Below are 11931 nucleotides of genomic sequence, written 5' to 3'. Positions count from 1 at the left end.
TCAGTTCGACTTCAGCTGTTTCTGCATCGCCTGGATCTGATCCCAGTTCTGCAGGCACTGCTGCTCGAACAGCGCGCCGAGGTCCGCTTCCTTCAGGTCGCGCCGCTTCATCGCATAGACGTGGTTGGCGAGCTGCGGGATGGCATTGGAATAGGCTTCAGGCCACTCCGGATTGCTGTCCAGAATCACCTGCTCCACCTCTTCCTGCTTCACCCGGTCCAGCCGCGCCTGCTGCACTGCGGCCATGACCTGACCCTGGTATTTGCAGCTTTGTTCTTTGCTTTCAGAAGCATAGGCCGGAGCCGCCAGCAAGGCGGCTGCAAGGGCGATGCGGATCATAGATGCGCTCCGGGAATCAGTTGGTGATCCCCGCAGGTTACCCCCGCGCCGTGACAGCTTCCATGGCTGTTTTCAAATCATGCACAAGCGTTTTCGCCATCGAGCGGAATACCATGACCTGAAACGCCTGCGGCCCAATGCGGGTGACCGAGGCCATCATGTGCTTCAACTCCGTCCGCGCGGTATGGCCGCGTTTGAAAACCTGGGGGCGCAAATCCACCGGCACCAGCCGTGCCAGCACATCCTCGGCCCCTGCCCCGTCAAGCCGGACAACAGCCCAGGCGTCGCTCTGATCCGTCAGGGCGGCATGTTTGGCCAGCTTGGTGTCGGGTTCCACCCCCATTAGCAGCGCCATGTCCCGGCCGAACCAGACAGCCCGGCTGCCCGCCTTGCCGGTTGCGCGGTTCGCCGCCGGGAAGGCCATTCCGTGGGCCGCTTCCAAGGCTTTGCTCAACGCTTTATCCTGCCCTTTGAACGGTGCCAGGACCCACATGCTGCCGGGCTGCTCTTCAGTCAGGCTCATGCCGCCGAGGGTTACCGGCAGCAGCCTGTCACAGGGGCTTTTTGCTATCAGTTCAGCCACGGGCACGCCCTCCCTCTGGGTCAAAGAACACAGGCGAGACAACCTCGCACAACGTATCCACACCGCGCATATGGTCGACCAGGCGCACGGTTTCGCCGATGCGGTCCGGGCCTTCCTTGAGGAAAGCCAGCCCGATCGGGTGCCCCAGTGTCGGCGAATAGCCGGCCGAGGTGACATAGCCCTGGTCATAGATCCGCTCCACCGGGTCGCCCGGCGTGAACAGATGCGCACCGGCGGTGATCTCCTTGGCAGCCCCCACGGGTTTCAGCCCCACCATGCGCATCCGGTCCTCAGCTATCAGGCCTTCGCGGGCGGACATGGCCTTGCCCAGGAAGTCCTTCTTCTTGGACATCATGCCCTGCAGTCCCAGGTCAAAGGCGGTCACGGTACCGTTGATCTCTGCGTGGGTGATCAACCCCTTCTCAATCCGAAGCACATTGAGCGCCTCCATGCCATAGGCACCGCCGCCCATCGCCTCCGCCCGCTTCAGCAACTCGCGGAACAGGGCCTCACCATAACGCGCAGGCACTGCGACCTCATAGGCGTGCTCACCCGAGAAGGAAATCCGGAACAGCCGCCCCTTCACGCCCAGCACGGTCGCCGCGCCGCAGGCCATGAAGGGCCAGGTCTCGCCGTTCACCTCCTCGTCGATCAGCCCGTTCAGTAATTCCTGCGACTTCGGTCCGGCTACAGCAAACTGCGCCCATTGTTCCGTTACTGAGGTGAAGCGCACATCCCATTCCGGGTAAAACGCCTGCGACACGAACTCCATATGCGCCATCACCTGACCTGCAGCGGCGGTGGTAGTGGTCATAACGAAATGGTCTTCGCCCAGCCGTGCGGTGGTGCCGTCATCCATGACAAAACCGTCCTCGCGCAGCATCAGCCCATAACGGACCTTGCCCACCTTCAGCGTGCTGAAGGTGTTGGTGTAAAGGAAGTCCAGGAATTTGCCCGCGTCCGGCCCCTGGATGTCAATCTTGCCAAGGGTGGAGACATCGCAGATGCCCACAGCCTTGCGCACCAGATTCACCTCGCGGTCGCAGGACTGGCGCCAGCTGGTCTCGCCCGGCTTCGGGAAATAGGCAGCGCGGTACCACAGGCCCACCTCCAGCTGATGCGCCCCGCGGGTTTCGCTCTCCCCATGCGAGGTCAGGAAGCGCTGCGGCTTAAAGCCCTCATCCGTGGCCCCTGCCCCGATCGCGCCCAGAGACACCGGCACAAACGGCGGGCGGAAGGTGGTGGTGCCGGTCTCCGGGATTGTCCGTCCGGTCGCATCTGCCAGCACCGCCAATGCAGCGACGTTGGAGTTCTTGCCCTGATCGGTTGCCATGCCCTGGGTGGTGTAGCGCTTCATATGCTCGACAGAGCGGAAGTTTTCGGTGGCCGCCTGCTTCACATCCTTGACGGTGACGTCGTTCTGGAAGTCGAGCCAGGCGCGGCCCTTGCCCGGCACCGCCCACAGCGCGGCGATGCGGTAAGGATCGTCCTCCGCTTGCGGCAGGTCGGCGGCAGCAGGTTTCAGGCCCAGCGCCTCCAGCACCTTGGCCGCGGCCTGCGCGCCTTCGCGCAATGCGCCTGCGGTGGAGAAGGTGCCATTGCAGGCACCCGCTGTGACCATGCCTGGCACCGCGCCCTCACTTGGCACAAATGCCAGCGCTTCGCGGTTCCACACCGGGCGGCCGTTCAGGTGGCAGGTCAGATGCACGGAAGGATTCCAGCCGCCGGACATCGCCAGGCAATCGGTCTGAATTTTCTCCTCGCCCTTGACCGAACGCACAGTGATGCTTTCCAGCCGCTGGCGGCCGGCACTGTCACAGACCTGCGCCCCCTTGATCACCTGATAGGGGCCGCCATCCGGCGCCTCATGGCGGCTGTCGATCACCGCCGCGATATGCACGCCCGCGTCATGCAGATCGCGTGCAGTGCGGTGCGCCTGGTCGTTGTTGGCAAAAACGGTGACCCGCTCGCCCGGCGCCACGCCCCAGCGGTTCAGATAGGCGCGCACGGCACCTGCCATCATGATGCCAGGCCGGTCGTTGTTGCGAAAAGCCACCGGGCGCTCGATCGCGCCGGCCGCCAGCACCGCGTGCTTGGCCGCAATCCGCCAGAAGCATTCGCGCGGCAGGTGGCTGCCCTTCAGAGAATGCTGCCGCGGCAAGTGGTGCGAAACCCGCTCCAGCGCGCCATAGGTGCCCTGATCATAAGCGCCGGCAACTGCGGTGCGGGTCATAAGCCGCACGTTGTCCATTGTTTCCAGCTCAGCCAGCACCTCAGCGGCCCAAACATGGCCAGGCTTGCCGCCGATCTCCTCGCGCTCCGCCAGCAGGCGGCCGCCCATGCGGCTGTCTTCCTCTGCCAGGATCACATCCGCCCCGGCCCGGCCAGCCGTCAGCGCCGCCATCAGGCCTGCAGGGCCGGAGCCGACCACCAGCACGTCGCAAAAGGCGAAGGCCTTCTCATAGCGGTCCTGATCCGCCTCGCCTGACAGCGCGCCAAGGCCTGCCGCGTTGCGGATCATCGGCTCATAAATCTTCTCCCAGAACGCCGCCGGCCACATAAAGGTCTTGTAGTAGAACCCCGCACCAAAGAACGGCGCGGCAAGATCGTTCAACGCCATCACGTCGCGCTCGACCGTGGGCCAGCAGTTCTGGCTGCGCGCTTCCAGCCCCTCGAACAGCTCCTGCTGAGTGGCGCGCACGTTCGGGTCCTGCTGGCCGCCGGTGCCGATGGTCACCAGCGCGTTCGGCTCCTCGCTGCCCGCGGTCAGCACCCCGCGCGGACGGTGGTATTTGAACGACCGCGCCACCAGGTGCACATCGTTGGCCAACAGCGCTGCCGCCAGCGTGTCGCCCTCCAGCCCCATCATGTGGCGCCCGTTGAAGGCAAAAGTGATGGGCTTGGCACCCTGGTTCAGGCCTTTCCCGGGAAGTCTCATTTTTCCCCTCCCAGCCCGGCCTCGGAGGCCAATTGCACGTCCAGAATCTCATGGGTCGCGGTATTGCGGGTCACTTTCAGCCAGGCATTGCAGCCCATCTCGTGATACCACAGCTCATCCAGCGGCCCCGCCGGGTTTTCCCGCAGGTTCACATACTCATGCCAGGCGTCCAGATCCGCGCCCTCCGCCGGGCGCACCAGCGCCGCACCTTTGTAATAGAATTCGCGGCGGTCTCTTTCGCCGCAGAGCGGACAGGTAATTCTCATGACCGGGGCTCCTTCTTCTTTACAGAAATACTCCCGCCGGAGGCATGCCCGGCGTGCCCCAAACGCTTAGTGCAGATTATGCTGCGCACCGGTCCCCTCCTCATCCATCAGGCCAACGCCGCTGCGGAAGCGATCCAGCTTCAGTTTCGTGGCAGCCCCGTGCGGGCGGTCCGTGGCAATCAGATGCGCATATACGCTGCCTGATCCTGGCGTTGCCTTGAAGCCGCCATAGCACCAGCCGCAGTTCAGATAGAGGCCGTCTATCGGCGAACGGTCAATGATCGGCGAGCCATCCGGTGTCATGTCCATGATGCCGCCCCAGCTGCGCAACAGCCGCGCCTTGCTGAGCGCGGGAACCATCGCCACGAAACTCTCCATCGTGTGCTCCACCATCGGCAGGTTCCCCCGCGCCGCATAGGAGCTGTAGAAATCCAGATAGCTGCCGAACACCATGCCGCCCTTGTCCGACTGGCTGATATACAGATGCCCCTCGGCAAAGGTGATCACGTGATCCACGATGGGCTTCAGCCCTTCCGAGACAAAGGCCTGCAGCACATGGCTTTCGATCGGAAGCGTCAGGCCCGCCATTGCGGCCACCTGGCCGGATCGGCCAGCGGCCGCCAGAGCCACCTTCTTGGCGCGGATCGGGCCGCGGGCAGTCTGCACACCCACCACCTTGCCGTTCTCGACGTCGATGCCGGTGACTTCGCAATTCTGGATCAGATCCACCCCGCGCATGTCGGCGCCGCGGGCATAGCCCCAGGCGACCGCATCATGGCGTGCGGTGCCCGCCCGGCGCTGCATCAACCCGCCCATGATCGGGAAGCGGTTGTTTTCAAAGTTCAGGAAAGGTGCCAGCTCGCGCACCCGCTCCCGGCTGAGGATCTCGGCATCATCGCCCTGATTGACGATGGAGTTGCCCCGGCGCACGGCTGCATCGCGCTGACCGTCGTTGTGGAACAGGTTGATGATGCCGCGCTGGGACATCATCGCGTTGTAGTTCAGATCCTGCTCCATGGTTTCCCACAGCTTCAGGGAGTGGGAATAGAATTCGGAGTTGCCCGGCAGGTAGTAGTTGGCACGCACGATAGTAGTATTACGACCGACATTGCCGCCGCCCAGATACCCCTTCTCCAGCACCGCAACATTGGTGATGCCATGCTCCTGCGCCAGGTAATAAGCCGTTGCCAGCCCGTGGCCGCCGCCGCCGATGATTACCACGTCATATTCGGATTTGGGTTCAGGATCCCGCCAGTGGGGCTTCCACCCCTTGTTCCCGGTGAGCCCCTCGCGAAGCACACGCCAGCCCGAAAACCGCATGTCGTCCCTCCCCGTCAAATCACTTCCGCCGCCCGGAAAAATCTGGTCCGGACCTTGGCGGCATTGCTACCCGCTTTCGCGTGCTGCTCCTAGCCCCAAGGCTCAGTATGCGGCACTTCAGCATGGCTTTGCCGCAAAACACACGAACTATTCACTTGTGTCTAGTTCTATTTGCGACGGTGAATGCCGTAATAGAGGTCAGGCACAAGAAAACGGGGCAGAGAGTTTCCTCTCCGCCCCGCTTTCCCTTGCCAAGCCTTGCGCCCCTCAGAGACCCTTGGCGTGATAGCTTTTCGCGACCTTGTCGATCGACACCAGATAGGCGGCGGTGCGCAGGTCAGTCACGTCGTCGCGGCTGTGCCAGACTTCGCGCATCGACTGGTAGGCCGCCCGCATGGTGTCATCCAGGCCGGAGCGCACCAGCTCCAGCTCGCCTGCACCCTTCAGGTACTTGTCCTTGAAGTCCGGCGACATCGACCAGGTATTGCCCATTACGTCGTCCAGACGCTGCAGCTCGTCAATCACCAACTGGTGGCGCGCCTCTTCCTGACGCCGCTGCATGCGGCCAAAACGGATGTGGCTGAGGTTCTTCACCCACTCGAAATAGGACACGGTCACACCGCCAGCGTTGGCGTACATGTCCGGAATGATCACGCAGCCCTTCTTGCGCAGGATCTCATCCGCGCCGGCAGTCACCGGGCCGTTTGCAGCCTCAATGATCAGCGGCGCCTTGACACGCTCGGCATTGGAAAGATTGATCACCCCTTCCAGGGCCGCCGGGATCAGGATGTCGCACTCTTCTTCCAGAAGTGCGGCACCGTTTTCAAGGAACTGGGCATCAGGATAGCCAGAAACACCGTCGTGTTTGACAATCCAATTGCGCACCGCCTCGACATCCAAGCCTTCAGCATTGAACAGACCGCCATCGCGTTCGATGATGCCAATGATGCGCGAACCATCCTCCTCTGACAGGAATTTGGCAGCGTGGTAGCCCACATTACCGAGGCCCTGAACAATCACCCGCTTGCCATCCAACTTGCCCGAAAGGCCTGCAGCTGCTTTGTCTTCCTCGTGGCGGAAGAACTCCTGCAATGCGTACTGCACGCCGCGGCCGGTTGCCTCGACCCGGCCCGAAATGCCGCCGGCATTCAGCGGTTTGCCGGTCACACAGGCCTTGGCGTTAATATCGGTCGTGTTCATGCGTGCGTACTGGTCGGCAATCCAGGCCATTTCACGCTCGCCTGTGCCCATGTCAGGCGCGGGCACGTTCTGCGACGGATGGATCAGATCGCGCTTGGCTAGCTCATAGGCAAAACGGCGGGTGATCAGCTCCAGCTCATGCTCTTCATATTCGCGCGGATCAATGCACAAGCCGCCCTTGGAACCTCCAAACGGCGCCTCCACCAGCGCGCATTTATAGGTCATCAGCGCCGCCAGCGCCTCGACCTCATCCTGGTTCACCCCCGTGGCATAACGGATGCCGCCCTTCACAGGCTCCATATGCTCTGAATGCACCGAACGGTAGCCGGTAAACGTGTGCATTGCGCCGCGCAGGCGCACGCCGAAGCGCACCGTGTAGGTGGCGTTGCAAACCCTGATTTTCTCCTCCAGCCCCGGCGGCAGGTCCATCAGTTTCACTGCCCGGTTAAACATCAGGTCCACGCTCTCGCGGAAGCTCGGCTCTGTGCGGCTGCTCATCAAAAATTTCTCCGTGCTCAAACATCGACTCGCTGCCGATGATGGATTCACTCTATGCAGAGTTACTTAAGGAGTGCGACCTTTTTGACCATTTGCGGCCAAAAAGAATCATTTCCCGGCATGCGGCGTATGATTCGCCGTTATCCAAACAGCGATTGTCCAACCCCGCACCACAACCCTCGGAAATCACGCAGGATTAGCGTCAAAGACCGCAACAATGGGAGGGTTTTCGGCCAAATTCCGCCCCATTTCCGCCTACTTTACCAAGCATTAATTAATGGAATTCCGCTGCAGAAGCCGAGCTGGCCCGTTCCCCAGCCGGAAGGGGGTATTTAAATGAGTAAGCACCACAAGAATTCAACTGCGCTGAGCAATCCGCTCATGTTGCGCTGCCTGAACAAGGCCAAAGGCTTCCTTCGGGAAGAGGATGGCGTTCTGGCAAAACCGATGATTATCACTCTGCTCATCATGCTTGCGGCAGGCGGCCTCGGTGTCGACCTGATGCGCATGGAGCGGGACCGCACTACCCTGCAGTACACGCTGGACCGTGCAGTGCTTGCCGCCGCAGATATGGACCAATTGCAAGAGCCGGAAGCCGTCGTTCTAGACTACCTCGCCAAGGCAGGTCTGGGCGAGTACTACAGCGACCCCGAAGTGCAAGAGACGCTGGGTTACAAAAGCGTCGAAACAACGGTGAATGCGACGTTCCCGGTTCATCTTGCGCAATTCGCCGGCCTCGGCGACCTGCCGATCTACGCTCACTCCCGCGCCGAAGAGAGCATCGACGGTGTGGAAATTTCTATGGTTCTGGACGTTTCCGGATCGATGAGGTCCAACAGCCGGCTGACCAACCTGAAAATCGCGGCGAAAGAATTCATCGACACGATGGAGGCCAACACAACCGACGGCAAGATGTCGATTTCCATCGTGCCGTACGCCACCCAGGTTTCTGTGCCGGAAGATCTGTACAACCAGTACAACATATCCACCCCGGGCAGCACGACGTATTCCCGTTGCGTGAATTTCTCAGCTGCGGATTTTCAGTCGGCATCCTTGTCGCAGACCGAGGAACTGGAAGGCACCATGCACTTCACACCTTGGGACAGCACCAGCTATGACAACCGGACCCGGTATTCCAGTCCCCGGCTGGTGAGCACACCGGTCTGCGAGGACGACCCGACCCGCGAGATCCTGCCGTACCAAAAGGATGCTACAGTTCTCAAAAACTACATCGACAGTTTCTGGGGCGGCGGCAACACTTCAATCGACATTGGCATGAAATGGGGCACAACCCTGCTTGACCCGTCTGCACGGCCCGCCATCAATGCGCTGGCCACAGGCTCGGATGCATCAGTGCCCAGCGACTTTTCTGCCCGGCCATCCGATTACACCGACACCGACACCGTGAAGGTTATCGTGCTGATGACCGACGGTCAGAACACATCGCAGTACTACGTCGAAAGCGATCACCGCGAAGGCGACTCCGAAGTTTGGTATGACGCATCAACCAAACGCTACTCTACCTACAATCCGTCCAACGGAAAGTACTATTGGCACGACGTATCCTCCTATTGGAAGGACGAGCCTTACGGAGACAACCCGCAACGGCTGAGCTATTCGGACCTGTTCGCCTTTACGTCGCTGAAATACCTTTACTACAATCTTTACCGCGACTGGATGGGCACCAGCTCCGCTCGCAACGCTTGGTACTACGGCGTCTACGACTACTACTCCAACTCGACGAAGAACGCGCGTACCCGCAGCATCTGCCAGGCCGCCAAAGACCAGGGCATCATCGTCTACACCATCGGGTTCGAAGCGCCCAGCGACGGGGTATCGGTGCTGCAAGACTGCGCCAGTTCCCCGGCTCACTTCTTTGATGTGGAAGGACTGGAAATTGCAGATGCCTTCTCATCCATTGCGACTTCCATCCGTCAGCTGAGGCTCACCCAATGACACACCGCATCCAAACCGCCCTGCGCCGGTTCCGGCACCGTGAGGATGGCAATGCTACAATGGAGTTTGCCATCATCATCCCCGCTTTCCTGATGATCCTGCTGGCTTCGGTCGAATTGGGCATCATCAACCTGCGCCATTCGCAGCTGGAACGCGCCGTGGATCAGACTGTCCGCGACATCCGCCTGAACACGGGCGCCAACATGCAGCACGATCAGCTGCGCGATACAATCTGCGCCCGCTCAGGTTTCATCAGCGATTGCTCGGATTCACTCCGCTTGGAATTGCTTCGCCTGGACCCATTCGACATGGCAGAAATCGATCCGACACCGGATTGCATCGACGTCATTGACGACGTCCAGCCCGTGCGCCGCTTTGAAAACGGCCAGTCCAATGAGCTGATGTTCATCCGGGCCTGCATGAAGTTCAACCCGATCTTCCCGACCTGGGGTCTGGCCTCTCACATTGCACAAGATGAGGATGGACGCATTCAGCTGATTGCATCCTCCGCATTTGTCCAGGAACCGAGGTAACGCCATGCTGACGCTATTTTCCCGCCTGTCCAACCGGACCCCGCGGCCGCTGCGCGGCTTCGTAGAAAGCACCAAGGGCAACGTCTCGATGGAGTTCGCCATCTACGCGCCTTTGCTGATGTTCACATTCGCTGCGATCTACACTTTCTTTGATGCCTTCCGTCAGGAGAACGTCAATCTGAAAGCGGCCTACACGGTCTCTGACCTGATCTCGCGCGAAACCAACTACGTGAACGAGACCTACATCGACAGCATGCATTCGCTCGCTATCGAGCTCGTGCGCGGTGACTCTTCCCTGTCTACACGTATTTCCGTCGTGCGCTGGGACGAAGACGATCAGCGTTACTATGTGGACTGGTCCAAAGTCCGCGGCACTTCCTTCACCGAATGGAACGACGGTTCCATCAGCACCGTCCAAGAAAAACTGCCGTCCATGCAGGATCAGGAACGCGTCATCGTCGTGGAAACCTCGAACGAAGTCCATCCCGTCTTCAATATCGGCCTTCCGCTTCTGGACATCCAGAACTTCGTCTTCACCCGCCCGCGCTTTGCGCCTCAGGTTGTTTTCGAAGGGAGCGTCAGCGGCGGTGGCGATCACAACGACGACACTGGCGGCACGGACTAAGCCCGTCCACCAGACAGCATAACCGCACCTTATTGGCCGCGCTGCACCAGCATCGCGGCCAAAATTTCTGACATGGCCTTGCCCTGCGATCCCGGCGTCACGCCGCCAATGCCGATCCGGCGGCCGGACCGCCACCACAGCCCCGGCATCCAGGTCCGGCTGCCGGGAGTGCCGGTGCGGACCAGAAAACCGTTTGACGGCTTGAAGGCAAAGAAGCCGCGGTCGATGGCCTCGATATCCGCCACCCGCGCGATAACCTGCCCGTCCGAGCAGCGCAGTTCCTCAGCCGTCAGTTCAATCCGGTGTACAGTCGCCTGCCACATCCGAAGGGCCAGCCAAAGGGCACCTGCGCCAACCGCCACCAGGAACACCAGCCAGGCTGGCGAGGGCGGTGCAGCAAAGGCCACATAGACCAGCAGGCAGCCCGTCAACCCCAGCATCGCCGTGCCCATCACACGCCGGCTGGCTGAGGCCTCAATCGTCGCCAGAACTTCGTTGCTCATATGCTGCTCCCCGTTGTTGCCCCGCCGGGCATAGACCGGATCGGCAAAAGAAAACAGCCCCCGGCACACCGGGGGCTGAATGCAGCCGTGCTGTTCGGGGAAACTTATTCCGCAGCAGCGCGGCGCACGACCACCTCATAGCCCGGCTCTTCCGGCTCGTCGTCGATCAATTCCTGAGGGAAGCCTGGCGCGGTGATCGACAAGCCGGTAGCTTCCTCCAGACGCTCAATCATCCGGTCGGACTGCGCCCGCTCGCCATAGCGGCGCTGGCCGTCCTTCATCATCTCGATCATCAGGGGCGACAGTTCCAGCGGGACGTTGTGGCGGTCGGCCAGGGTCTGGAACAGGCCAATGTCCTTCATCACCAGATCCATGGTGAAGTTCACATCACGCGAACCCGACAGGATCAGCTGGCTTTCGGTCTCATGCGCAAAGGAGGTGCCCGACGACATCGAGATCGCCTCGAATGTCATGCCCAGATCCATGCCACAGGCCTTCATCACCGTCAGCGCTTCCATGACGGCAAGCAGGTTGAGGTTGGCCAGGTAGTTGGTCATTACCTTGAGGGTGGAAGAGTTGCCGATCTCGCCCACATGCAGAATGCGGCGACCCATGGTGGTCAGGATCGGCAGGATGCGGTCGAAGGTAGCCCGCTCGCAGCCCGCATAGATCGAGATATTACCGGTATCAGCGCGGTGGCAGCCACCGGAGACCGGGCAATCAACAGCCTCGCCGCCGCGCTCGGCGATCAGGGCTCCGAGGCGCTTCACCTCCGCCACGTCGGTGGTGGACATTTCCATCCAGATCTTGCCGGGCTGCACATGCGGCAGCATTTCGGTGACCACCGCATCAGAGGCCGCCGGACTGGGCAGGCAGGTGATCACCGCATCGCAGTCTTGCATCATCTGCGCCGGACTGCCGCCTGCCTTGGCCCCGCGCGCCACAAACTTTTCCACCAGCGCCGCGTCCAGGTCATGCACCGCCACATCCAGCCCGTTGCGCACCAGGCTGCCCGCCAGCTTGCCGCCAACATTGCCGAGGCCGATAAAGCCGATCTTCATATCCGTTTTCATATCCCGTTTCTCCTTCCGGGGTAATCGCTTGGGAAATGGCTAGCTTGACCAAAGCCAAAACAAAAACGAATAATAACGCGTCCTGACCCAAAGATTT

At 61.1% G+C, this 11931-nt stretch carries 11 protein-coding genes; 3 read left to right on the top strand and 8 right to left on the bottom strand.

Annotation, left to right across the window (positions count from 1 at the left end):
• The 6 genes from A9D60_RS23475 to A9D60_RS23450 form a co-directional block, all read right to left on the bottom strand.
• Positions 1–339, bottom strand: a complete 339-nt coding sequence (locus tag A9D60_RS23475) for a hypothetical protein (RefSeq protein WP_065269821.1) — start codon at positions 337–339, stop codon at positions 1–3.
• Positions 340–376: 37 nt separating this feature from the next.
• On the bottom strand, positions 377–922 hold the full coding sequence (locus A9D60_RS23470; RefSeq protein WP_065269820.1) for a sarcosine oxidase subunit gamma: 546 nt from the start codon (positions 920–922) through the stop codon (positions 377–379).
• On the bottom strand, positions 915–3860 hold the full coding sequence (locus A9D60_RS23465) for a sarcosine oxidase subunit alpha family protein (RefSeq protein WP_065269819.1): 2946 nt from the start codon (positions 3858–3860) through the stop codon (positions 915–917). Before A9D60_RS23465 ends, A9D60_RS23470 begins: the two co-directional genes overlap by 8 nt.
• Positions 3857–4126, bottom strand: a complete 270-nt coding sequence (locus A9D60_RS23460) for a sarcosine oxidase subunit delta (RefSeq protein ID WP_019294741.1) — start codon at positions 4124–4126, stop codon at positions 3857–3859. The genes A9D60_RS23465 and A9D60_RS23460 overlap by 4 nt, the downstream gene beginning before the upstream one ends.
• Positions 4127–4192: 66 nt before the next feature.
• On the bottom strand, positions 4193–5446 hold the full coding sequence (locus A9D60_RS23455) for a sarcosine oxidase subunit beta family protein (RefSeq protein ID WP_065269818.1): 1254 nt from the start codon (positions 5444–5446) through the stop codon (positions 4193–4195).
• 267 nt (positions 5447–5713) lie between these two features.
• Complete coding sequence (locus tag A9D60_RS23450; protein ID WP_039184146.1) at positions 5714–7144, bottom strand: Glu/Leu/Phe/Val family dehydrogenase; 1431 nt, start codon at positions 7142–7144, stop codon at positions 5714–5716.
• 336 nt (positions 7145–7480) lie between these two features.
• Between A9D60_RS23450 and A9D60_RS23445 the strand changes: the two genes are divergently transcribed.
• From A9D60_RS23445 to A9D60_RS23435, 3 genes are read left to right on the top strand one after another with little or no spacing between them, the layout of a single operon-like run.
• Positions 7481–9100: a TadE/TadG family type IV pilus assembly protein gene (locus A9D60_RS23445; RefSeq protein ID WP_065269817.1), complete on the top strand. Its 1620-nt coding sequence runs from the start codon at positions 7481–7483 to the stop codon at positions 9098–9100.
• The gene (locus A9D60_RS23440; protein WP_065269816.1) at positions 9097–9633 is read left to right on the top strand and encodes a TadE/TadG family type IV pilus assembly protein; all 537 of its coding nucleotides are present in this window, start codon (positions 9097–9099) and stop codon (positions 9631–9633) included. Before A9D60_RS23445 ends, A9D60_RS23440 begins: the two co-directional genes overlap by 4 nt.
• Positions 9634–9637: 4 nt before the next feature.
• A complete protein-coding gene (locus A9D60_RS23435) occupies positions 9638–10258 on the top strand; it encodes a TadE/TadG family type IV pilus assembly protein (protein ID WP_065269815.1) in 621 nt (206 codons plus the stop codon).
• A 29-nt stretch (positions 10259–10287) separates the two neighbouring features.
• On the opposite strand, the gene A9D60_RS23430 is transcribed toward A9D60_RS23435, so the two are convergent.
• Together A9D60_RS23430 and A9D60_RS23425 are read right to left on the bottom strand one after the other, a co-directional pair.
• Positions 10288–10761 (bottom strand): hypothetical protein, encoded by a 474-nt coding sequence (locus A9D60_RS23430; RefSeq protein WP_065269918.1) that lies wholly within the window; start codon positions 10759–10761, stop codon positions 10288–10290.
• A 104-nt stretch (positions 10762–10865) separates the two neighbouring features.
• Positions 10866–11822, bottom strand: a complete 957-nt coding sequence (locus tag A9D60_RS23425; protein ID WP_065269917.1) for an NAD(P)-dependent oxidoreductase — start codon at positions 11820–11822, stop codon at positions 10866–10868.
• Positions 11823–11931: the final 109 nt, after the last annotated feature.

The organism is Leisingera sp. JC1, from assembly GCF_001679925.1.
Classification (GTDB): Bacteria; Pseudomonadota; Alphaproteobacteria; order Rhodobacterales; family Rhodobacteraceae; genus Leisingera.
The sequence above is the reverse complement of the archived record's forward strand: the minus strand, read 5'-3'. Positions and strand labels throughout refer to the sequence as shown.